The organism is Salipaludibacillus daqingensis (assembly GCF_029891575.1).
GTDB lineage: Bacteria > Bacillota > Bacilli > Bacillales > Salisediminibacteriaceae > Salipaludibacillus > Salipaludibacillus daqingensis.
Genome location: NZ_JARZHF010000003.1, coordinates 414,029 through 439,388 on the forward strand (window position 1 = coordinate 414,029; position 25,360 = coordinate 439,388).

Annotated in this window: 17 protein-coding genes; 4 read left to right on the top strand and 13 right to left on the bottom strand. The window is 38.5% G+C overall.

Annotation, left to right across the window (positions count from 1 at the left end):
• Positions 1–11: 11 nt before the first annotated feature.
• The gene (locus QDN89_RS08660; protein WP_280769711.1) at positions 12–872 is read left to right on the top strand and encodes a dimethylarginine dimethylaminohydrolase family protein; all 861 of its coding nucleotides are present in this window, start codon (positions 12–14) and stop codon (positions 870–872) included.
• Positions 873–1,178: 306 nt separating this feature from the next.
• On the top strand, positions 1,179–1,649 hold the full coding sequence (locus QDN89_RS08665; RefSeq protein ID WP_280769712.1) for a flagellar basal body-associated FliL family protein: 471 nt from the start codon (positions 1,179–1,181) through the stop codon (positions 1,647–1,649).
• 326 nt (positions 1,650–1,975) lie between these two features.
• Here the strand turns inward: QDN89_RS08665 and QDN89_RS08670 are convergent, their stop codons facing one another.
• The 8 genes from QDN89_RS08670 to QDN89_RS08705 form a co-directional block, all read right to left on the bottom strand.
• Positions 1,976–2,749 (bottom strand): hypothetical protein, encoded by a 774-nt coding sequence (locus QDN89_RS08670; protein WP_280769713.1) that lies wholly within the window; start codon positions 2,747–2,749, stop codon positions 1,976–1,978.
• A gap of 447 nt (positions 2,750–3,196) precedes the next feature.
• Positions 3,197–8,935: a GH32 C-terminal domain-containing protein gene (locus QDN89_RS08675; protein WP_280769714.1), complete on the bottom strand. Its 5,739-nt coding sequence runs from the start codon at positions 8,933–8,935 to the stop codon at positions 3,197–3,199.
• A 150-nt stretch (positions 8,936–9,085) separates the two neighbouring features.
• Positions 9,086–10,567 carry a glycoside hydrolase family 32 protein gene (locus QDN89_RS08680; protein ID WP_280769715.1) on the bottom strand — a complete coding sequence of 494 codons (1,482 nt, stop codon included), beginning with the start codon at positions 10,565–10,567 and terminating at the stop codon, positions 9,086–9,088.
• 48 nt (positions 10,568–10,615) lie between these two features.
• Positions 10,616–11,470: a carbohydrate ABC transporter permease gene (locus QDN89_RS08685; protein ID WP_280769716.1), complete on the bottom strand. Its 855-nt coding sequence runs from the start codon at positions 11,468–11,470 to the stop codon at positions 10,616–10,618.
• A gap of 4 nt (positions 11,471–11,474) precedes the next feature.
• Positions 11,475–12,371 carry a carbohydrate ABC transporter permease gene (locus QDN89_RS08690; RefSeq protein ID WP_280769717.1) on the bottom strand — a complete coding sequence of 299 codons (897 nt, stop codon included), beginning with the start codon at positions 12,369–12,371 and terminating at the stop codon, positions 11,475–11,477.
• Positions 12,372–12,445: 74 nt separating this feature from the next.
• On the bottom strand, positions 12,446–13,831 hold the full coding sequence (locus QDN89_RS08695) for an extracellular solute-binding protein (protein WP_280769718.1): 1,386 nt from the start codon (positions 13,829–13,831) through the stop codon (positions 12,446–12,448).
• Between the two features lie 169 nt (positions 13,832–14,000).
• On the bottom strand, positions 14,001–15,002 hold the full coding sequence (locus tag QDN89_RS08700) for a LacI family DNA-binding transcriptional regulator (RefSeq protein WP_280769719.1): 1,002 nt from the start codon (positions 15,000–15,002) through the stop codon (positions 14,001–14,003).
• A gap of 341 nt (positions 15,003–15,343) precedes the next feature.
• Complete coding sequence (locus QDN89_RS08705; protein WP_280769720.1) at positions 15,344–16,510, bottom strand: nucleotide sugar dehydrogenase; 1,167 nt, start codon at positions 16,508–16,510, stop codon at positions 15,344–15,346.
• A 316-nt stretch (positions 16,511–16,826) separates the two neighbouring features.
• On the opposite strand from QDN89_RS08705, the gene QDN89_RS08710 reads away from it, so the two are divergent.
• Positions 16,827–17,018, top strand: a complete 192-nt coding sequence (locus QDN89_RS08710) for a hypothetical protein (protein ID WP_280769721.1) — start codon at positions 16,827–16,829, stop codon at positions 17,016–17,018.
• Positions 17,019–17,081: 63 nt separating this feature from the next.
• On the opposite strand, the gene QDN89_RS08715 is transcribed toward QDN89_RS08710, so the two are convergent.
• Both QDN89_RS08715 and QDN89_RS08720 read right to left on the bottom strand, forming a co-directional pair.
• Positions 17,082–17,768: a DUF4956 domain-containing protein gene (locus QDN89_RS08715; RefSeq protein ID WP_280769722.1), complete on the bottom strand. Its 687-nt coding sequence runs from the start codon at positions 17,766–17,768 to the stop codon at positions 17,082–17,084.
• 26 nt (positions 17,769–17,794) lie between these two features.
• A complete protein-coding gene (locus QDN89_RS08720; RefSeq protein ID WP_280769723.1) occupies positions 17,795–18,532 on the bottom strand; it encodes a polyphosphate polymerase domain-containing protein in 738 nt (245 codons plus the stop codon).
• 200 nt (positions 18,533–18,732) lie between these two features.
• Here QDN89_RS08720 and QDN89_RS08725 point away from each other — a divergent pair, with 200 nt between their 5' ends.
• Entirely contained in the window at positions 18,733–21,192 is a 2,460-nt protein-coding gene (locus QDN89_RS08725; RefSeq protein WP_280769724.1) for a CotH kinase family protein, read from the top strand.
• Between the two features lie 406 nt (positions 21,193–21,598).
• Here the strand turns inward: QDN89_RS08725 and QDN89_RS08730 are convergent, their stop codons facing one another.
• The 3 genes from QDN89_RS08730 to QDN89_RS08740 all read right to left on the bottom strand — a co-directional run bounded on the left by QDN89_RS08730 (position 21,599) and on the right by QDN89_RS08740 (position 25,051).
• A complete protein-coding gene (locus tag QDN89_RS08730; protein WP_280769725.1) occupies positions 21,599–22,474 on the bottom strand; it encodes an NUDIX hydrolase in 876 nt (291 codons plus the stop codon).
• 94 nt (positions 22,475–22,568) lie between these two features.
• Positions 22,569–23,396 carry a protein phosphatase 2C domain-containing protein gene (locus QDN89_RS08735; RefSeq protein WP_280769726.1) on the bottom strand — a complete coding sequence of 276 codons (828 nt, stop codon included), beginning with the start codon at positions 23,394–23,396 and terminating at the stop codon, positions 22,569–22,571.
• Positions 23,397–23,842: 446 nt separating this feature from the next.
• Entirely contained in the window at positions 23,843–25,051 is a 1,209-nt protein-coding gene (locus QDN89_RS08740; RefSeq protein ID WP_280769727.1) for a hypothetical protein, read from the bottom strand.
• Positions 25,052–25,360 lie beyond the last annotated feature (309 nt).

Here is a 25,360-nt window from a genome sequence, read left to right on the forward strand (position 1 = left end):
GAGGAACAGACATGTTATTTCGAAAAACGGTGGTAAAATCTCTATGCAGAACAGAGTATGATAAATTAACGAGAGTCATTTTATGTGAACCAAAATATATGACTATCAAAGAACAAATGAATGAAACGCAAAAACATTTCAAAAATGAAAAGTTCCATATTGAACATGCGCTTAAACAACATAAGAACCTTGTCAAAACTTTGAAAAAAAATGGCGTTGACGTTATTCTTCTCCCTGTGAAAGAACAATATCCGGAACAGGTTTTCACACGAGACATTGGGTTCACGTTAGGACAAACGATTTTTGTAGCTGATCTGGCGCACGGGGCAAGAATTGGGGAAGAAAATGTTTTAAAAGAATGGTTAGAGCAGGAGGCGATTTCCTACTACAACTTAATTGGCGATAAGATTGAAGGTGGCGATGTTATTATTAATGGCCATCAAATTTTCGTAGGTCTAAGTAATCGAACGAATCAGCAAGCGATTGATCATCTACAAAAAATCTTGCACGAGTATGAAGTGATCACCGTTCCTTTTACAGAGAAATACTTACACTTGGACTGTGTTTTCAACATCATTTCTAACACAGAAGCCCTTTATTACCCAAAAGCTTTTGATAAAAAAGAAGCGAAAATACTCGCCAATCATTTCGACTTAATCGAAGTGAACGATGAAGAACAATTTACGTTAGGAACAAACGTCCTTTCTCTCGGAAATAAAAAGATCCTTAGTTTACCTGTGAATCGAGACGTAAATCAACAACTTCGTATCCGAGGATATGATGTGATTGAAGTCGACATCACTGAAATCATCAAATCTGGCGGATCCTTCCGCTGTTGCACGTTACCATTGGTTCGGGAACACGATGCATAAGAGGAGAGGATGGGTTAGTTAAGTTTTTTACTAATTGTATTGTAACTGGTGACCCTCTTCTTGGGATAATTACTCGACTTAGGTAACTAGACGGGGTCACTATTTTCGATAAGTCCTTGCTTAATGGGCAATTAATGAGTTCTTCTTGACTTGTATCCTGTCTAATCAAATATAGGCTGATTGCATCTAATAAACAGGACTATCCTACACTATTCATGAAACTTTATATACGCGACTAAAGTCCGAAAGTATAATTAAATGTATAAAACTACCGATGATTTTTTTCATCAAAGATAGGTGATAAACTTGGCTAATAAAAATGAGATAGAAACAAGTCCCAAAAAAACAACAAAATCTTTAAAACAAAGGCAGCTCATGATGTTGTCCGGTATCATGTCGATGTTTTTTCTTGTCATTATTCTATTAATCATCCCTAGTAATTTAGATTTATTTGGAAATGAAGCTTCTGCAAATGCTGATGAATTAAACCGCGTTTATCACCTCGAAGAAAATGGTTACATGTTAGACAACGGTGATTTCGTTCGAGTTTCCTTATCCTTTGTCACTGCTGACAACAATGGTATCCCAAAACTATCAAGAGGCAGACCGTTTATAAAAAATACCGTAACAAAAATTCTGTCTGGAACCGATAGAGACGCTTTTAAAGGAAGCGATGGATTAAATTGGTTTGAAAGTGAAATACGCAATGAACTAAATGATTCCTTTTCCGATATTGATGTGGAACGAGTTTATATCACAAGTATCGTTATTTCTTAGCCCCCTTATACACCAACGCTGAGCCATTCTGAAATATCTATCAGCGTTGGTGTTTATTTATGAGCTTTTTTAGTTAAATGATTGAAAGTAAAACCAATTATAATCATTTACTATCATTAAGGTTCGTTATCAATAGATGTTAATTTTGCAACCTATCGACCGTTTTTTCTTTAGAACCATAGTTTTTTAAAATCAACTCTTCTATTTAACAGTGCAAAGTTAAAAGACTACCTACCGTCATGTCATTTACCACGACGATAGATAGCCCTCATCCATTATTTTTAGAAAAAAATGACTTAATCAATTCAAATCTATATGTTATGAGGTCAATTTGACTCCCCATATTCTCTTAAATAGTCATACATACTTTCGATTGCGTTATCATTTCCGTAAGCTTCTGTCAGTCCCCAGATTTTTCGATCATCATCATCGCCCGCACCATTCACATAAATATCTAAATCATGGATCACTCGATGAGCATAACGAAGCGCCATGCGATCTTCCGAATGCAGACTACTTCCTAACTGATAAAAGTTTTCTAGATTTCGAATATCATGTAATGCCCGAGAATCATCAAGTAGTTCCTCTTGCAACTTCAAAATACTATTATGAAAGCGATTGTTGTCATGGTATTTTCCATCTCGTAGATTGTCAAAATTCAAAGACTCGACGTTTCCGTAACCAACGATATCATTCATCGTTTGATGGAGGTAGTCTATCAATTGTTTCGCTTCCTGTTCTTTACCTTGTTGATAGTTTATAGCGTCTTCATGACCGCTGCGATCAATATAAAAGTAATTGTCATTCATGAAAAAAACTCGTTCAAGCTCTTCGCTATCATTCTGGTTTTCGTTTTCGTTTGATTCGTTTGATTCATTCACCGGTTCATCATTTTCATTATTAGCATTGCTCTCGTCGTTGTCATCTTGCAGGTTAGGTTCATTTTCATTCATTTCCACTTGTTCATTTCTGTCGTTCTCGTTATTACTATTATTTACCGACGAAGACAGAGTGGTGTCTGTAAAGTTAGAAAACATATAAAAAACCAAACCTGCAACGATCATTCCAAATAAAGCTAACATCATTTGTTTGTTTTTCACATCGACGTCCTCCCCAAAAATGCTTATAAAGAAATTGTATCTATCATTGGAAATATCTACAAGGGGGTTATTCTAGCGATTAAACTCTATCATTTTACCTTTTTGTTCTATTTTAGCGATAAATAGTTTAGAATCTTTTGAAAATAATAGATTTGATGGAATCTTCAAGACAGTTTGGTATAAAGACGCATATAAGTCCGTTACCTCCTTTGGTGACTGGGATAGACTCGCTTAGGTCACTATGACAGTGGTTTAATTCCTTTCATGATCGGTCGTACCTCCCGTCGGGCGCTATACCATGGCTTTGCTTCCTTTCACAAAGTCCATCTACGACGAAAGGAAGCTGCGATGATCACAGCTTCCATTCCGATTAATTTCTACTATTTAAATCTCTTGCATAGACTTTTTTCCATAACAACTTAAACAAACACTTTATTCTTCACAACGTTATCGGTCTTTCTTTTTGAATTTCTCTCTCGGATCAAATGGTAATCCGTGTTTTCCATTGTTCCCTCTAGCAGATGCATGTTCAGGAATAAGGACTTGTTTATCGTGTTTAGATATATCGAGAGTCACTTTCCCGTCTTCCTCTTTTTTATTTACTGGCGAACCGTTCGAATTACCTTTACCTGGTTTCTCAGGTTTTCCTGGTTTCGCAGGTTCCTCGTGCCCTTCATCACCGTAGTAAGTGACTAACTCTTCGTTTTCGAAAACGGTGTCTAAATCTACTGGAACATTTACGTTATCTAAGTTAATGTGTCCAAATCCTTCCGTTTCTTGATCCACTACTTTCAAATATAGTTCATCACCAATATAATCCGAAGCATCCCATCGAATGCGACGATATTGTTCCGAATTTTGACCTGTTTCCTGCATCAAATATTCATCGTCAGAGGCACGAACTAAGGCGACATAAAGACCATCAGGAGAATGACCACCACCAACAAGGAAGTCTATCGCACCATCCCCACCTAAAATAAACGGTTCTGACTGCATTTCACCTGTTAACGAATCTCCACCAAGGTCACCATTGTGCCCCCAATAATGATAGTGATTTGGGTCGACATCTGTATGAGCCTGAAGGAATGGACCACCCCAGCCCCAACCATCAGCATCGGTAATATGTTCATCTTGGAAAGCATCGCCTTCAACAACGTTCCATCCAGATAAATCACCCGTCTGAAAATCGTGGTTTGGGAGTGATTTGTGAGGCACAGCTTCTTTTTCATCCACTTCCATCGCCGGCACTGTCTCTCCATATGCAGAGTTCATTTCCCATACATCGAACGACGTAATCATCACCTCGCCACCATCACTCCATACATCGATGCCCATCGCATCCAATGTCGGATAAACTCTTGACGTGATGCTTCTTTCACCATTTGCATAAGCTTCAACCATCGAACGATCCAAATATACGGTTAAAGCCAGCGTTTCTTCATCTAACGTTAGTTCGCCTTCATGAATCCCTTTTCTAACATCTGGATCCAAGCTAGACTGATTTCGATCAATACCGAATAATTCATCTGAAAAATCATAATAGAGCAATGTTTGCTCTCGTTTATCATCACTTTGTCTGACGTTTAAACCAAATGAATCGGCATTGATATTTTCAACTTCTAGCTTAATTTCCAACATATCGCCTTCGATATGTTCCAACTCTTTTTGTAGCTTAGGCACTGACACATTTTTTTCAGACAAGAGGTGTTCGGAACGTAAATTCTCCACTTCTTCAATTGGTTCTATTCCCAATTGCCCCTCGTCCGTCAATGACAAGCTAAGAGGTAAGCCTGCGTTGTGAGCCCATCCGGCATCATAGTGTGCTTGCTCAGAACGGCGATCTTGAGCAATACTATACAAGATCGAGCGGCCGTCATGATCTTCAAATCCACTTGGTCCAGTGAAATGTTCTCCGTAATCAAATAGCTTAGGTTCTTCGTGATCTGGAACAAATTCGTTGTTTTCCCGGTCCCACTCCCCAATCCAATGCCATACATACTTCACATCATGTTCACTGTACCCGTCATACCAAGGGTTAATAAAAAAGGCATACTTGTCTGTTTCATCCCCATTAGCATCTTTTAATGGTAAAAACACAGGGAGTTCCCAAACGTGACCTGTTGCTGGATAAGCTTCGACATCTCCTGTAAAAAACGGTCCTTCGTATTCCCACTCATATAAATCTTCTGACGTATATAAGAGGGCTGTTCCTCCAACTTTCTGGCCATCTTTTTCAATTCCTGAGCTGACTAGCTGGTAATAAGTTCCGTCTTCTTCCCACACATACGGATCACGGAATTGTCCATACATGACGTCCCCTTCATCTGCATGAAGGTCTTCTGCTTGAACATTAACTGGCTCATCGTGCATGTTCCAGTTAGGTAAATTCACATCCCCATCTTCTGGAAAGGTACTTTCGGCCAATCCAACCATTTGATTAGGCGTCATACTGTCGTCTCCGGCCGTAAACAACAGCACTGGATTTCCGTCCTCATCAAACGTCGCATCTCCTGACCAAACACCATCAGGAGAGATCGAATCACCATCTGGCGCTAACGCAACCTGCTGATCTTCCCAATGAATCATATCGTCACTCACGGCATGTCCCCAATGAATATGGTTCCAGTAAGGACCTTGAGGATTATGCTGATAAAAAATATGATATTTCCCCTCAAAATAAAACGGTGCATGAGGTTCATTCATCCAGTGTTCCGGTGAAATCAAGTGATATTGAGGTCGATGACGATCTGCGTCATAACGACTTCGTTCATAATCCAAATAAGGTTCAGGATGTTTTTTATCATCAAAGTTTTCCACATAAGCGTTGTAGGATGTACTTACGTCCTCTTCGTCCAAGGCAACGCCATGAACTTTCACCTCATCCATTAAACCATTAAACATGTTTGCCGCAAAAACACCGTTAATAATCGCGGGTTCATTATGTTTTCCGATACGCAACGGTTCAGATGAAGGACTGAATGAAGCACGATTTGGGATCGTTTCTTCTCCAACTTTGTCTCCATTTAAATACAGTTCCATGACATTTCTAGATCCGTCTAACGTGGCAACAATATGAGACCATTCAAATTTTTCCAATGGATGATCATCATCAGCCCACACTTCGAACCAGTCGCCATTCAATCCTGCCTCAAATGACCAGCTCCCGTGACGTCCCATACCAAGAATAAAACCTTCGTCCTGGCCTCGGTTTTGTTGATTAACAATCGCTGATTTTTTCCCATCATTTCCCCACTCATATGCTCTTGGTGCAACCCAAGCTTCAACACTGAATGTATTGTCAAGCTCAACAAAGTCGTCGGCATCCCTATCGATCCATGTGGAGTAACCATCAAACAATAAAGCTTGATCCATGATTCCTTCTCGCCAAAGGGGGTCTGTTGATGGTTTATCAATGGCATCATTAAACACATAATGAATGTCGTCGATAAGCTCCATTTCTTTGTCCACTGTTTGTTTCCCTTCCCCTTCATCAAAAGGCCAGTAAGAAACCAATTCAGGAAGATCAGAAGGTACGTCTCCGTCTCCATCACTCTCGTTGTAAACATTGAAATCGTCTACATTGATGTGACCAAATCCACCAGAATGATAGTCTGCCACTTTCATATAAAGCGCATCACCTATATAATCTGATGCATCCCAAGTAACTCTACGATACTGTTCAGAATTTCTACCGGTAGTACGAAACAGTTCCTCCCCGTCAGAAGCGCGCATCAATGAAACATACAATCGATCTCTATCTTCGCCTCCGCCAATAAGGAAGTTAATTGTCCCATCCCCAGCAAGTTCAAACGTGCTAGACGTCAAAACACCTGTGCGTAAATCTGAAAGATGGTCTTCCTTCGCACCTTTAAATCCCCATAAGTGATAATCCCCTTCATGATTAAATGGGATTTCATCGTCCCAAAAATGAGGTTGATCGGTGATGACTCCATCAAAGGCATTGCCATTTCCTATCACATTCCAACCAGATAGATCACCCGTTTCAAAACTAGGGTTCTCAATATCATTTGGAAGGTTATCAAGGTCGTTTTTGATCCACTGATCATTCGGTTCAAAATTCGCTTTTTTCATTTCATAAATTTCCAAGCTTAACAGTTCTACCTCACCATTTATAGCAAAAATGTCTAATCCTTGGCTTTGAGGATCAGGAAAAAGTTGATTCGTAAACACATTCTCTCCTTCATTAAAAAATACTTCCACAGAAGATCTATCAACGAGAATCTGCATTTTCACACTGTCATTATCCGTGGTCACTTCAGAAACATGCTTTGCACCAAAACCATCATGAAAACTAACGTCTCCTGATTGTGTACGATCCACATACATTTCTTCGTTTAAAACATCGAAACCAACACTAGTAAACTCGTCTTCATTTTTGCGAATGTGAAAGCCAAACTCATCAGCTGACGTGGTTTCATCTAATTTGAATTCCGCTTCGATTTCTAAAGTGTCTCCTGTAAGCCCTTCTAAAAGTTCGTTCGCTTCACCAATTGTTTCGTTCTCAAAGGAATGATGTTCCCCTCTTAATTTTTCAAGTTGCTCGATAGGCTTTTGCTGCAGTTGAATGTCGTCTTCAACTTTTTCAAGAGAAAGTTCTCTCGGTACCGTCATCGCACTTCGCCATGGTGACGTTGGTGTATCATTTGCGTATTCGGTAGGATTACTCATCCATCCAATCCAAATCGGATCTTCCTCTGGTGAATTGTTCCAAGTTACCGCCGCATAAAAGTCAGCCCCGTAATCGACCCATCGAACAACATCATGATCTGCTTCAAACTGCTCCCCATCAAATTCACCAATAAAATAGGCCATCCCAGTTCCACCAGCTGGAGCATTGTGCACACTTACTGTTAATACCCACTTCTTTGTATCCTTTTCTCCATCTCCATTTGTGTCTACCGACATTTCAATCAAGTCAGGACATTCCCATAATCCAAAGTCATGAGAGGATGGATTAACAAATGAACTAGATTTTTGCCAATCTATCAAGTTCTCTGATGTATAAAAATCAATTTGTTCTCCAGCAGCAATCGTAAACACCCACTGGTCTGTTTCATCATGCCAAAATACGTTTGGATCTCGGAACACTCCAGATCCATCATTGCTTGCCTGCAATTCTTCTGGCATATTAATGATCGGTTCCTCTAATTTCTCCCATGTACGCCCCTTATCGATGCTATACGCTGCACCGACATGTTGATTATCATCTCCGTGTTCATAAGTAAACAGTGATACAAAAGGAGCTACGTCTCCATCACCTGCAAACCCAGATGTATTTTCTTCATCTACAACAACACTGCCAGACCAGATAAACCCGTTCTCATCAGGGTACATCGCAATTGGTTGGTGATCCCAATTTACAAGATCTTCACTGATCGCATGTCCCCAATACATCGTCCCCCACACATTATCCGTTGGATTATGTTGGTAGAACATGTGGTATTCCCCGTCATAATATACGAGCCCATTTGGATCATTCATCCAATTTTCTTCCGGTGTAAAATGATATTGAGGGCGATGAACTTCATTGTAATAGCCTTCTCCAATGTCACTTTCCTCTGTTCCGTTATCATCTTCTTCTAAATGATAAACATTGAAATCGTCTACATTGATGTGTGACCATCCACCACTATCATCGTTATCAACAATTAAGATATACAACTCTTCGCCGAGATAATCGGACGCATTCCACGTTACCCGATGATAGTTCTCCGAATCATCAAAGTTCTCATTCGTTTGTCGCATTAATTCTTCATCATCAGATGCACGTATTAAAGCAACATATTGGTTCTCAATGTCATTTCCGCCACCGATTAAAAAGGTAATCTCACCTGTCCCACCAAGTGTGAAATGAGAAGATTTAATTTCGGCAGTTTTGTGATCTTCTCCCCAAAGATGATACTCTCCCTCTTTGTTAATCGGATCCTCATGCCAATAGTCCGTTTCAGAAGTCACATTGCTATCATCGTATGTTCCGTCAAGGATTTCCCAACCGCTTAAATCTCCTGTTTCAAAACTAGGGTTGTCTATTTCATATAAACCCTCTTCTGAATTGTCTCCATCGTTTGCATGTCCTACCTTTTCAGATAATGGGATCATTAATGATTGAAAGGTAAGTAGAAAAACTAATGCGAGAAACATACTTTTTCGTTTGGTTACTTTCATCGGACATTCCCCTCTCACGTTTTTTAAATCAACATTGTCATTTATCAAACTTGTCCTAAATCACACAGTCCTCCTTCCTAAATTGACTACTGTTACGTAATCGATTACGTAACAGTTATATAGAAAGAGTAATCATCAAAAGATGATTACTCATGTCCATGCGGACTTTAGGATATGACCCTTCCATTTAACCTCAATGGTTTCACTCGTGCTACTAGCTGAGATAAAAGAAGTCATTTCCTCTTGTAATGGTAAAACAAGGTTTGTCATCGTTTGCTCTCCGTCATTAATAAACACTTCAATTGATCCTCTGTCGACAATAATAGTTAGTTTAACCGTGTCTTTATGACCATTGAAAGGAGACACCGTTTTAGCAGGAAACTCTGCTTGAAACTGACTGTTTGCCATCTCTCTTCTATCGATCGAAACGATACATTCACTCATATTTATCTCCATATCGCAACTTTCTTTTTCGTTTTCAAAAAAAGAGATGGTTGTTTTCGCTTCTTTTTCCATAGGTAATTCCAAATCTAATATAAAAGGTTCACTAGGTTGTCGGCATACCTGACGTTTATTATTATTTATAGATAACGTTTCATCAAGAAATACAGCTTCTACTAAGTGTTGCAATTCTTTTACCGGTTGTTGTAATAGAATCACTTCACCAGTGGACACTTCTTTTTTCAACGACACTTCTCTCGGTAAACTCATCGCACTTCGCCAAGGATCTGTCGGAACATCGTTGGCATACTGCCAGTTACTCATCCACGCTAACCAGACTGTTCGTCCATCTTCTGTTGGCATATCTGAAAAAGATTGCGTCGCATAATAATCTTTTCCATAATCGATCCACTGTGTCGATGTGGATTCATTTGTGAAGTTCTTTCCATCAAAATGCCCGATAAAATACTGACCACCAGATCCACCAGCAATCGCACCATCACCAATATCGACTTGAAGAACCCACTTTTTTTCATCACTATTCTTAACAGGAAGTTCAAGAAGGTCTGGGCACTCCCACACGCCACCGTGCGCTCCCGCTCCTTCTCCAAATGTACTAGCAAACTCCCAATCAATTAAATTCTTTGACGTGTAAAACATCACTTCTTGACCGGCAGCTAATACCATCACCCAAAGACTAGTAGGCTCATGCCATATCACTTTTGGATCACGAAAATCTTTTATCCCAGGGTTTGCAATGACCGGATTACCGTCATACTTATGCCACGTTCGTCCTCGGTCCTTGCTGTATGCGACGCTTTGCTGTTGAAAGTCTTCATCGGCACTCGTATACATGGCAACAAGTCCGTGACCTCCATCAAAAAAACCACTCGTATCGTGCCAATCTACGACGGCACTCCCTGAAAAGATCATCCCTAAATGATCTGGTTCAAGTGCAATAGGAAGATGCTTCCATTCAAGCATGTTTTCACTGACCGCATGCCCCCAGTGCATCGGTCCCCATTGTTTTCCGAATGGATGATATTGATAAAAAAGATGATACTCTCCTTCATAATAAACCATCCCATTTGGGTCATTCATCCACTGTGATTCAGGGGTGAAATGCAGCTGTGGTCTATATGGTTCATCATAGGTGATCGTTTTTTCACTGCTATTAAAGTATTTTTCCATATGTGAAGCACTCCTTGTTCATTCATCAATATAGTATGTTCATTTAAATTAATTTTTTGAACCAGTATGGGTTAATCCTTCCACGAAATAACGTTGTAAGAAGATGAAAATGATCAGCATTGGAATCGTTGCAATCGTTAATGCTGCCATTACTTGCCCCCACTGAATCGGTGGTTGGTTCATGAAGTATTGAAGCCCGATTTGAATCGTTCTCATACTATCATCATTTGCAACAACGAGTGGCCATAAGAAATCATTCCAATGATTAATAAATAACACGATGGCAACCGTCGCAAAAACAGGTTTCGTTAATGGAACAACAATTTTAAAGAAGATTCCAAGTTGGGAACAACCATCGATCTTCGCCGCTTCTTCTAGCTCTTTCGGAAAATCTAAAAAGAACTGTCGGAACAAAAAGATCGCAAAGGCATTCGCAATAAACGGAACAATCAAACCTGTATATGTATTTACCCAGCCTAGGTTAAATACGAGGACATATAATGGTAAGAAAATACTCTCCGGAGGAATAATCAACGTCGCGATAATGACAGCAAGCCAGAAATTACGGAGTGGAAACTTAAATCTAGCAAGGGCATAACCTGCCATGGAATTTACGACGAGTCCGAAAATAATAATTCCGATCGTGTATATTAAACTATTCATAATGTAGCGGAGAAGATTGACTCGTTCGAAAGCCAATAAATAGTTCTGAAAATAACTTCCGTCGATTTCGTTAGGCATCGGTGGTAAAAATGCTTTCAGTGACGTCATATCTCGAAAGATTTGATACTCATCTTTCATCGAAGACATAATCATCCAAACGAGAGGAAACAAGAAAATGACAGCCAACACGCTCAAAACACCATATAAAATGACCCTTTGTGTAACGCTTCTTTTTTTCATGCTGTCACCCCTCCTCTTCTTTAATTAAGAATCTTTGGACAATCGTAATGATCAATACCATCACAGTGAACACCACTGCCATCGAAGACGCATAACCGACATCTCGGTAGTTAAAACCTACTTCATAAATGTGGTAAACAAGTGATTTCGTAGAGCCTAAAGGTCCACCTTGTGTCATAATCATCGGCTGAACTAATAATTTAAAGGCCGCAATCGTAATCGTAATAAAGATAAATAACGAGATGTTTTTCAACCCTGGTAGCGTCACATGCAAGAATTTTTGAAACAAATTTGCTCCATCAATTTCTGCTGCTTCGTATAAATGACCCGGAATGTTTTGAAGACCCGCAAGGAAAATCATCATTTGGAATCCTGCGCCTTGCCATACACTCATGACAATAATCGAATTCATCGCCTGATCAGGACTGCTTAAAAATGGTTGTTCAGGTATGCCTAAACTTGCAAGGATCTCATTAAACAACCCTTCATTTGGGTTATACATAAACGTCCATAAGATCGATACAACAACTAAGGACATTACCACTGGAGAAAAATAAGCCGTTCGGAAAAAAACTTTAAATTTTAGTTTTTTATTAACGAGTAGTGCAAGTCCTAGTGCAACGCCTAGCTGAATCGGTACAACTAGAACGGTGAAATACATCGTATTAACAAACGCTTGCCTAAATGCCGCATCTCCTAAAATCATCGAGAAGTTTTCTAAACCTACGAAATTCTTCTCATCTGGTCTTAGAATATAAAAATCTGTCAAACTATAATAAAACGCTGTTCCCATTGGATATAAGAGAAAAATACTTAATAATATTAATGCCGGCAGAAGAAACAAGTAGCCTGTTATCGCTTCTTTTCCTTCTTGCGTTTTCAAGTATGGTTTACGAGCCATCAGTAGATCACTCCAAGTTGTCTGAATTTAACATAATGGGCCTGATAAAATTGATCAATCAGGCCCATATAAGTTTAGTCTTGGAAACGGCCAATTTCCCGTTCCACTCTGTCTAGTTGCTGATTCAACATTTCTTCTACATCTTCCCCTAATGCTGCCGCATGAAATGCTTGTGCAAATGCATCCGTTAGGACAGGGTAAGCAGGAGTTTGTGGTCTAGCTTTTGCTGTTTCTGTTACTTGATCTCTAATAATAGACCATGGTAACTCATCATAATGGTCCATTTGTTCAAATGCGGAATGTCTTGTCGGTGGCATACCAGTGACTTCAGAAAGTCCAATTGTTGACTCTTCATTTGTCATCCAGTGCATCAACTCATATGCTTCTTCAGGATGGTCACTAAGTGTTGTGATTCCATAAGCCATGCTTCCAGATGGTGATACTGGTGTTTCGCTGTAAGGGTAAGGCATCATGCCCCAATTCATTCCTGCGTCTTCCGCAGATACGGAAATCCATGGACCACCTAACGCCATCGCAGCTCCACCTTCTTCAAACTGCATTTCTCCAGGATTTAAATCAACAACCCCTTCTTCAAACAGTTCCTTAACAAACTCTAATGCCTCCACTGTTTCAGGGCTATTAAAATAGCCATCAGCTGTACTTCCATCTTCTGCAATTAATTCTCCATTATTGGACCAAACAAATGGTGCACCCATAAAAGTAAGCCATTCACCGACACCATAGTTCATAAACAAGTTCAAACCATAACGGTCTTCTGTTGTTAAGTCTTGAGCCACTTCTAAGAACTCATCCCAAGTCCAAGCATCCTCAATCGTTGTTGGTGCTTCAATGCCTTCTTCTTCAAAAATATCTTTATTATAATAAAGTGGGATAGACGCTTCCATGGCACCTAATGAGTAAAGCTCTCCATTATAAGACCCTTGTTCAATGATGGAGTCTACGAAATCTTCACGGTCTGCATCATCAACGTACTCTTCAATCGATGTAATGACGTCTGACTCAGCGAAACTTGCTACATATGGACCATCTAACGCTAGAAGGTCAGGAAGGTTCCCCGCAACTAATGCCGCATTGATGCTGTCACTGTATGAACTTGCACCATCATCAATAATGACTTCGGCTTCCACAAAAATTTCGTCTTGCGATTCATTAAAAGCGTCAATTCGTTCTACATAAAAATTCGTCTCGTCTTCACCCGTTTGGTGAATCCACATATCTAACACAACAGACTCTTCTCCAGATGCTTCTACTTCTTGATCGGCAGAACCTGTTTCTACCGTATCCGGCTGTTCTGAATTATCGTTGTTTCCAGTATTGTTTCCTGCACTATTTCCATTTTGGTTGTCGTTTCCACCATTACCATTTGATTCCCCGCCACACGCAGCTAATAAAGCCACTGACATCGATACCGGGATGATCCATTTAGACATTCTTTTCATAAGTGTTTCCCCCTTAAAAATAGTATAATAGCTTTTGTTTCTTATTGCTTGTTGCTTAAAAAAAGTCAATGTTACCTAATTACACCTCCAGTGGAAAGTATTGTAATCGTTTACGTAATCGATTACGTAAAGTTTATAAAAAAGGTCATGTTCAATGGTTATTTCTCACTTAACATGATCCTCTTACAACTAACTCTGATGGCAGACGGTATACTTTGAACGGCTCTTCACTTCCATTAAGACGTTCCATAAGCAATTCTACTGCTTTTTTGCCCATTTCAAACGATGGCTGTTTCACAACGGATAATGGTGGTGACGTAATCCGAAGCCAATCGTAATCGTCAAAACCAATAATAGCTACCTTATCTGGAATAGGAATGTGATGATCTTGCAGATAGTTCACTGCGCCCATCGTCATGACATTATTTGCGGTGAAAATAGCTGTTACTTCTTCTTTCATTAGTTCTGCTGTTAATTTGTGCCCTGAATCAAATGTTGCTGATCCAATTTTTATTAATGATTCATCATATGGAAGGTTATAATCTTTCAGGGCTTTTATATAAGCCTCTAATCGCTCGTCACTCGTTGTAATCCCTAATGGGCCAGTGATAAAGCCAATCTTATTGTGACCTTTACGAATCAACAACTCAATAGCTTCATAAGTTCCTACACCACTATCAATCAAAACCGTATCACTTAACAAGTCTTTAGGCTGCCGATCGATAAATACTGTCGGGAAATCACCGCGTAAGTTCTCTTCGTAACTATGATGTTTGGAATCTACTGGAGCAATAATTAGACCGTCAATTAATTGTGTGTTAAACACTTTAATCTGATCTTGTTCCACTTGCAAATCTTCTCCACTATTGCTTAAAATCAAATTATAACCGTTTTCTTTTAATACTTGTTCAATCCCATTCGCAATAGACATGAAGAAAAAGTTCGACGTATCCGAAGCTACTAGAGGAACAAGCAGACCAATTATATTTGATTTACGACTGCGAAGACTTCTCGCCACAGAGTTCGGACGGTAATCCAACTCTTTCATCGCTTCAAAAACTTTTTTCTTTGTTTCTTCAGCCACAAAGCGCGTTTCGTTCAAAACGTGTGAAACGGTTGCTGTTGAAACATCCGCTTTTTTTGCAACATCCTTTATTCGAATATTTCTCATAGGCTGAACCTCTTTTTCTTAGGATGAGTTAATTTTGTTAGTTTTGATCGGTTGAGAAAATCGATTACGTAATCGTTTAAATAGAGAATACACCATGAAAATGGTCTTTGTCAATAGGTTATTGAAAACGGTAACATTTTTTTGGGGAGTGGCTGTAGCATGAGGGCGGTTCCTTCCCTTCGTGACTGGTGCCAACCAGTTTAAGTCGCTATGACAGGGGTTTACTTCCTTTCGTGATCGGTCGTACTTCGCTTCGGGCGCTATGCCATCGCTTTACTTCCTTTCACCAAATCTCACAACGAAAAAGGAAGCTGTGTATATCCACAACTCCCCCGTCAAAACTAATCTCTACTGTACAAATCTCTTGTATAAACTTTTTCCCGAACATCTTTGATTTCATCATTTAATCGGTTCGAAACGATCACATCTGACATTTGTTTGAATTCGTCTAGGTCACGAATAACTCTAGAACCGTAGAAGTCGTCCTCTTCCATAACAGGTTCAAATACAACAACCTCAACACCTTTAGCCTTCAAACGCTTCATGATGCCTTGAACAGAAGACGCGCGAAAGTTGTCTGAGTTTGTTTTCATCGTTAAACGGTAAATCCCAACAATGTTAGGTTTGCGCTCCAATATACGATTAGCGATATGATCTTTCCTCGTTCTATTAGCATCGACGATAGCTGAAACAATATTATTTGGTACATCTGTATAGTTAGCAAGCAACTGCTTCGTGTCTTTCGGTAAACAATACCCACCATAACCAAAGGAAGGGTTATTGTAATGATTGCCAATTCGTGGATCTAACCCGACACCTTCAATAATCTGTTTCGTATCAAGCCCGCGGACTTCGGCATACGTATCCAATTCATTAAAGTAAGCGACACGTAAAGCGAGGTACGTATTAGAAAATAATTTAATCGCTTCCGCTTCCGTTGAATCTGTATATAATACTGGTATATCTTCTTTAATCGCCCCTTCCACTAAAAGGTTTGCAAATACTTCCGCTCGCTCCGATTTCTCTCCAACAACAATTCTTGTCGGATATAAATTATCATACAAGGCTTGTCCTTCTCTTAAGAACTCCGGGGAGAAAATAATTTTACCTGTGTGAAATTTCTCTCTAACTTCCTTTGTATACCCAACTGGAACAGTCGATTTAATCACCATAACTGCATTTTCATTATACTGTAACACTTGTTGAATGACCGTCTCGACCGTTGACGTATCAAAGAAATTTCGTTTTGGATCATAGTCTGTTGGCGTAGCAATAATCACATACTGCGCATCTTGATAAGCGGACTCCGCATCCAATGTTGCCGTTAAATTCAATCCGTTATTTTTTAATAGATCCTCAATCTCCGCATCAACGATAGGAGACTCCCCTCTATTAATCATATCCACCTTATTTTCGTCAATATCTAACGCCGCTACCTCGTGATGTTGAGATAATAAAACCGCATTAGAAAGACCAACATATCCTGTTCCTACAACTGTTATTTTCACTTATAAACACTTCCCTTTAAAAAATCATTATACGAAAAATCACAACTTACTAATAAACAATGACTATTTCAGTAATCATCGTAACTTACTCCTCACGATGATTTCCTACCATCTTATTTACAATCCTCACTTGCATCTCTTCTATTGTACCAAGAAATTGCTCTTTGTCGTAATATAAATTTTCACTTTCTTATGTAGGTGCTACACACTTATATTTACCATTATGTGGTGGGAACACTTTTTCCTATAAAAATAAATAACACGAACGACGCAGAATAGATTATACTTAAATTATCAAAGTTCAGGAGGAACCATTATGACAGAATCAAATGAAACACCTCAACCGAAAAAAATCAGTCTACAAGATGCGATCAAACAAAAATTAGCCAACAAGAAAAATGATCAGTCAAACAATAAATCGAACACGAATCAGCGTGAGAACAAGAAAACAATGAAGAGCCAACAGTCAAAAAAGACTTCCATGACAAGACGAAAAATCGGTGGATGATCATTTACTAAACGAACGCAGCGCCTAAATGGGCGCTGCGTTGTTATCTCTATTTACTTCTACTTAGTATCCACCAGTTGCATAATTGATAGAAATATTTAAGTTCGAGTTTCTTTCTCTAATAGCATCCATTAAATCCTTATCGTTAACTTCCTCTTTCATAACCACATCATATTCGAGTTGAATCATCGTCCCAAGATTCGTTGTTTGCACTCTTGTTAAACTTCGATGAATCATATACTTATCAAAAATATCATCAAATACGCCTTCAAACTGCAAATTTTCTGGAACCGTGATTCTCATCGAACGGTTTTTACCTTCGACTTTGCCATAATCCAACACATACAATATATAAACTAATACGCTTAATGATATTGTAAATATGATTGCTAAAATATAAAACCCTAACCCACAAGCAATTCCAGACGCCATCCCGAAGAAAATAAATGCAATATCTTTAGGGTCGCTCATCGCACTTCTAAATCGGATAATCGAGAAAGCACCAACTAAACCAAATGCGACCGCAATGTTATTACCAATGACTATCATAATAATCGAAACAACAACCGACATCATGATTACGGTATGTACATAAGACTGAGAGTATTGGGAACCTTTATATGTTCGCTTGTATACTTGAGTAATAATTAATGCTAATGTAAAACTAAGAAACACTGCTAGAAAACTATCAATTAACGTCACTCTTGTAGTAATATCTTGCATTCTAATCACTTCTAAAATACTGTCCATTTTCTCTCCCCTTCAATAGATCACTGCTACTGTGCAATTCGTTCTTCTTCTGAATCTTCATCTAATAAGTCTGCACTCGTGCAAAACTTAGATACACTCTTTTTTTCGCAACCAAACTCACTTAATAATCTTGCAAGCCATAATGGAACACTATGGTCAACTTTCACTTCCATCACGACGAGATCAGGATCGACAAAATTGTCACCATAAGGACCGTTTTCAATTCTTAAATCTTTCTTTCTACATTTAAGGTTGTAATCAAATGTCACCCTTAAGTCAGGGTCATCTATACCGACAAACGCCTGTCGGTCGTAGCTGACGATATTTTCTGGCCTCAAATCGTACAAGTTGCGAAAATAATCAATTTCACTGAAAATCTGCTCATTCGACACATCTACCTTGTCTTCTTTTTTCAACTCATTATAAATGTATTGATATGCCCCGCCCAAGTTGATACTTGTTCGTCGCTTGTTCACTCTTTTTTTATATTTTTTCTTCACTTCGAAAAATGCGTTGTCCTCAATCGTAGCAGTATTGTATATTCTTAACCTAAGTTTCTGACGAAAACAGGCTTTATTCCTAGTCTCGTAATAAATCTTTTTATCTGGTGAATCAAAATACAGACTAATAATATTGTAACGTCCCTCACTATCGCCGTATTTATCAAACGTCATCCTTTTATTTAACTCTTTCGCTAATGACTCATACATATGGAATGGAATGAGATATTTTATTTCAAAACGACTAAAAATTTCACCTGCCATCATTTCACCTGCTTTCTCTCATTAAGAATGGATCCAGTCTCGTTATTTAAATTTTGACAAAATCTATCATTTATCATAAATAATATGAAGATTATGTTATTATTGTGAAAGTTAATCAATGACGCTGTAAATTATAAAGGTTTCTACAAAAAAATGTAAGTATACATTTATAAATTTTAGTGCTTTTTACGGAGGGAACCATGATACATAATAAACGAATCTACATCATTATTCTCCTTTTATCTCTCTTAATGATTGCTTGGAGTCTATCATATGTCCTAGCTTCAGGTCCAATTATTGAAGATGAATACTTTGAAGAAGCCATTCGCGCTGAGATCGATTACAAGGTTGGTGAGATTCGACCTGATCAACTAAATCAAATCGAGGTACTACGAATTCGTAACGGAAATATTGAAAACATTGAAGGCATTCAGCACTTCACTTCTCTTACTTCACTAGATTTAAGGGATAACAATATTCGTGATATTTCCCACTTGGAAGAATTAGAAAACCTTCAAGAATTGAATTTACGAGGGAATCAAATAAAAAATATTGATGCACTAGCAAACTTAATTACAATAAGAGATTTGAATCTTCGTGAGAATACTATCTCTGACATTACTTCTCTTCAAGACCTTGATCAATTAAGAGATGTAAACCTTCGATACAACGAAATTACAGACCTGGAAGCATTACGAGGTATGGGAAACTTGCGAGATCGCCTTTACCTTGAAGGGAATCCAATCTCAGATTTCACTCCTATTTCTGATTATTATTCTGAGATTGCTGATACCGATATTGATCTTGATGAATATGCTGACACTTTCGATTTCGAGCCGATCTTTTCTCTACCTGGTGGTTTTTATGACAACGAATTTGACTTAGAAATTACTAGCCCTATAGAAGAGGGTGCGATTTATTATACATTAGACGGATCAGTTCCTGACCCTGTCAACAACGCTGAACACACGATAGAGTATACAGAGCCAATTACAATAGATGATAATAGCGATGAAGAAAGTGTATTATCAAACATTCCTACAAACTTCATTGAAGATCGTCGAGGATGGAATGAACCTGGTGAAGATCAAGATAAAGGAACGGTTGTACGTGCTTTGATTGTTGATGAAGATGATTCACCTAGCAATGTTACGACACAATCTTACTTTGTAAACATTAGTTCTACTCTTCCAGTCTTTTCTTTATCAACAAATCCAGATAATTTTTTTGATGATGAAATAGGGATTTATATTCCAGGTATGAATTATGAAGATTCCGACGGAACAGGAAATTTCGAACAACGAGGTCGAGAATGGGAAAGGCCTCTTCACGTTGAATATTACGAATCTGATGGTATTTTAACGTTTGCACAAGATGCAGGTGTCAGAATTCACGGTGGTTTTTCGAGACGATTTGGTCAGAAATCGCTTCGTTTATATTCACGCAGTGATTACGGTGTAAGTAGATTTAGCCACCAATTTTTTGAAAACAAAGAGATAGATGACTTTAATCGCTTGCTTCTAAGACATTCTGGGAATGACTGGGGAATGACAATGTTCAGAGATGCTGCGATGCAAAGTCTCATTGAGCATCTCGATTTAGATCATCAAAGTTCACAATCTAGTATCGTATTTTTGAATGGAGAGTATTGGGGCATTCATAATCTCCGAGACCGCCTCGATAAGCATTACCTTGAGACACATTACGGAGCAGATCGAGACCACTTTACTATTTTAAGTGATGAAGATGAATTATCAGATGGACTTGAAACTGGTCAACAGGATTATCAGGAGATGATTAGCTATGTACAAGAGCATAGTTTGGCTGAGGAAGAACATTTTGACTATGTAGAGAGTTTAATGGATGTGGATAATTATACGAAATACTACACGACACAAATATATAATGCCAATTCAGATTGGCCTCACAACAACATTGATTTTTGGAGATATGAAAACATAAATAATGATCCAAACGTAAGTGACGAGTTAGATGGAAGGTGGCGATGGTTTCTTTACGATGTTGACCGTTCATTGGGCTATGAATCTTATGATCATAACACCATTGAAATGACAACATCAGAAGAAAATCCAGGTCGTGACGAAGAATGGCCAAATGTGTTATTCCGATCATTACTCGATAATGAAGAGTACCAGAATAAGTTTATTAATGAAATGGCTGACCAGTTAAATACGTCTTTTGTTCCTGATCGAGTAATAAATACCATTGATGACTTTGAATCTGTAATTGAGCCGGAAATAGAAAGACATATAAACCGATGGGGAATTCCTGAAACAAAAGCTGACTGGGAAGAAGAAGTGGAAGTGATGCGAGAATTTGCTGAATTACGACCGGATATTGTTCGTCAACACGTGACCGAGCATTTTGATTTAGACGGTACTACAACTTTATCGATCCTTTCCGACAGTGAAAAAGGAACGATTCAACTAAATTCAATAGACATTTCCTCTCAAACTCCTGGTATTGAAAATGATGAAAATTGGTCAGGAGAATACTTTATAGGTGTGCCAATTTCGATCACTGCTAAGCCTAATCCTGGTTACACGTTTGCTGGATGGGGAGAAGGAATCGAGTCGACCTCCGAGACAGTTGAAATTACTCTCGACAGTGCTTTGACGTTAGAGCCAGAATTTAATTAATAGTATTAAATGATTCACTTAAGTCGCTAATTACTTAACAGTCACAAGACTTTCCGTCTTGTGACTGTTTTTTTGGTCTTCTGTGTCGTTTTTTAGATTAGAAGGTTGGTTAACTGTTATCTGGTCTAGTCGAATTTAAGCGAATTTTGGTCCGAAGACGACAATTACTAGTGAACTAATGCCCCTTTCCAGACAGAACCAGCCATTTAGGGTCACTAGTTCCCTTCACTAGTGACCTTTCTTTTTCATTTCCGCTCATCTTAGGGCACTAGGCGATGCCTCTAATGCCCCTTTCCAACTTAAATCAACTCTTTAATTGATCTAACAATTTCTTCGCAATGAATCATCATAGTAGAGCGACTCCTTCTCATTTTTATAAGCGAAAAGCTCTTCCTCTGCCCCACCTTTATAAGAGGAAAGATCGTTTGTTAAAGTCATCGTTCTGCTGATTTGCTAAACTATTATCCAATCCACACTGGCTAACCTTACGATAAAGTTGATAAGCTGCCGCTTCCGTGAACGTTTCTGTTGTCACAAAGTCAGGTAACATCGAAACTGGTACGGCATACATTTCTTCTATCTCGTTATGAAAATCGTCTGCCGTTTTTATCGTAGGGAAGAGTTCCTTCCACGAATGATTTAATGTGAGACTATATAATGCGATCGGTTGTAACTTTTGTTTTGACATCACCAATTCATCAAAAATGATCGAATCGGTCTCGACAGTTAGATTAAGCTCTTCTTTCAACTCTCGTTTCACGCATGATAAAAAAGGATCCTTCTTATGAAAATCTTGATCATCAAGGACACCTGTCACCGGCACCCCAAACATACGAGGAAACACGGCTACCTTATTCGACCGTTGAATGATCCCAACATATCCATTTTTATCTTCTATTAAAATACTAACAGCGATAATATTCGAAACTCTTCTATCGTTAACGATCGTCTCAAAGGATGAATCAACTTCAACCCCATCAATAGAACTGCAATAGTTGTCAATAAGCGCTTTTTCTTTCTTCATATGATGATCATCGCAAAACATTATTAAACTATCTCTTTCCAAATACACCATCGTTGTGGAAAGAAAATCAAAAAAATCGATCATTGATATTTCAAGTATTGTAGTCCCATCGCCACTCTTAATGTTATCGAGTCGAACAGCTTGGCCATTAAATACATTCCCACCGTTTTTTTGCGACAAAACATCGACGATAAGATTTCTCTCCCTAATAGAATACGGACGATGGAATCGAGTGTCCTTCTTTTTAATTATTTTCAACTCATCTTCAACGTCAAATCGATAGACAGATTTAAGCGAGGTGTGAATGAGACCACTTCCTTTTTAAAAATAGCGCTTTATCTTACTTCCATCATTACGTCATTTCCAATAAAATGACCGATAAATCATCACTTTTTTTCGGTCGCGGATACGTGGTACATTCGCTGTCATCCTTTTCAATCGTTCGGATTTGCTGAATGGTATCTTTAACAAAATCCACATCTAATGAAAAATCATCGATATCGATGACATGGAAGAGATCAAAAATTCTTGAGAATCCATCGGAAAAACATAACACTCTCGTCTTTTTATTTAGCTTCATTTCTCCTTTTATTCCGTGAGAAATTCCTCGCCCATCAATCGATCCTATCCAGTAGCCTTCTTCCGTATTGAGAAGTTTCCGCTGGTTTTGTAACACTTTCAAAACTTTTGGATCATCAAGCTTATAATTTCCTTTTAACTCGTCAAATGCTTTCTTATTTCGATCATTGAATTCTTCAAGCCGTGTATCTGTAAGATGTTTTATCGTATTTTCTGATTCAATCATTAAGCCAGAGTCACCCAAAATAAAATATTCTAACTTATCTTCGATTTGTCGTAGTAATACGACAGTGAACGTCGGTAACTCATATCCTTTGGCCTCACGTATGTGAGGGTTTGTTTTTAAAGCCTCTTCTCTTACTTGCTCCATCGTTTTCTTCAAGATCTCTTCTAACGAGAGTGCATGATCGATGAAAGTAGGGAACCATTTTTCCACTTGCTCAACAATCCAAACGATGTCATTTTTCTCATGGGACAGATAACTAGTTGGAAAAATCGACGTTGCGCCATCAATTACCCATGCGATGTTTTCTGCAAGACCTACAGCGTCTTCATTGAACTTTCCAGTCCCTTTTTCCGTATACGCGTATAGCTTTTTCATAGCTTCTTATCCTTTCATATTCCATATCAATAAATCTATATTTTTTCAAAAAAATGTTTAAGAGTAATCGTGATATTAAAATGATCAGCCCTCAAAAAAAGGCGTTGAAATGATGGTCAAATTGAATCTATATCTGACTTCGGCTGAGTTTATTGTATCATTTTCTTCTCTTTCACATATCCTAAATTTGGCGTGATCATCTAATTTATATAAAAAACGGATACGTCGATTCATAATCGAATGTATCATCATAAAAATCGACGATTAGAAGGTCACCTTCGACAATCCACTCCCACGCTTACCGATCAAAATTAAAAAGGGTTAGATTAGATAACATTTTTGCACAAGTAAAAACAAAGTAGCGCCGATAATAGGTGCTACTTAACCTTACATATGTCGATAAATTCAGCTTTTTCCATTACTTTGAGACTTGTCAGTTCCTCGTGCTATGATGCTTCCTCTTGCACCCACGATTCTACCTCTTCATCCCAATGGTACATCAATTCATAAGACTCAGCTTCGGCCATCGCCTCACCATTTTCGATATCTATCGTCTCAACATACACTTGATCGTGGCTTCCATCATCATTGGAATCAATAAATTCATAATCGAGCAAATCTAAAAACTGTCCCGTAGACAGAAAGCGATTTTTTGTTTCGATGAATGAAAATACGCTAACATGATACGTTCGGTGTCCAGTAAAGATAGCTAAACTATCCCCGTATGTTGGATGATGCACAATATTAATATCTAAAATATCTTCTGAATGATGCCTCATTAATTCCATATCCGTCACAAAAATTGGATAACCTTCTTCATCGAAAATCATCAAATTACTGTTCCAATCTGAAGGATCTGTCGGATAGACAAAATTAAATAGAACACTATTCTGTTGCCCACTACTTGTTAAATCACCATGGACAAACTCCGATACCCTATCCTCATCAACACCGACGTAGCTCGAAAAAAATTCCCTAGCCTCTGCCTCATTAAATGATTCATCCGTTAATTCGATCCGATCAAACTCACCGTTCAATTCAAAACCTTCATCGAACATTTCCGGTATATCATTTCTTAATCCATAAGCGACTTCAGCTGCATCGCTGTTATTTAAAAAGAATTCCGATGGATCAGAACAAAGTTTGTCATATGTATATGTTTTTTCATTGGACGTTCCAAGGTACTCCCAACAGTTTTCCCAAAGTTCTGATTCATACCACGATTGCTGTGAAATTTCCTCATCAACAATTTTAATGGAAAATAGCTCCTCCCCTTCGATACGCTCATCTTCATAAACGAACTCAAAGGCAACTTTCTCATAAGGCTCGTTAAAGAAATCAACGTCTTGCATACCCATTTCTACTGCCTCATACTGCCCCTCCCATTTTTCTGAAAAACGGAGCTGAAACAGATCTTCATGATGATTATAAACAAGGGGATCTTCTTCAAAATCCTCATCATTTTCACCCTCAGAGTCATTTGATATACCGTTGCTTTCTAAGTCATGCTTATTCTCTTCGTCATCGTTGCTAACATTTACTTCATTTCCCGCTTCTCCCGTTTCAATATTCCCATTCGACACTTCTTCTTCCGTATTACATCCATAAACAAACACAACGCACAGGACAACCATTAATAAGCTTTTATATTCCACGTAAATACCCCCGTATATGCTAGTCCCTCTTCTTTTTCCACTATATACCAGCATCTAAACATAAACAATAGATTCGACAAAAGACGAGGTAGTGGGGAATGGGTGGGGAATGGGGACGGTTCTCGTTCGGCATTGTTCAAATGTCCAGAACTCGTGCAACTTCGTGATGATTTTCATAAGACATGAATACTCCCGCCACTTAATTTCTAACGAAATTTGAAGTGGGGGTTTCTAGGGTATCGACTTTCAAGATGACGATTAACCGCTAGTGGAGTTGACACAGGGGTGTGCTAAAAACACCCAACCCCG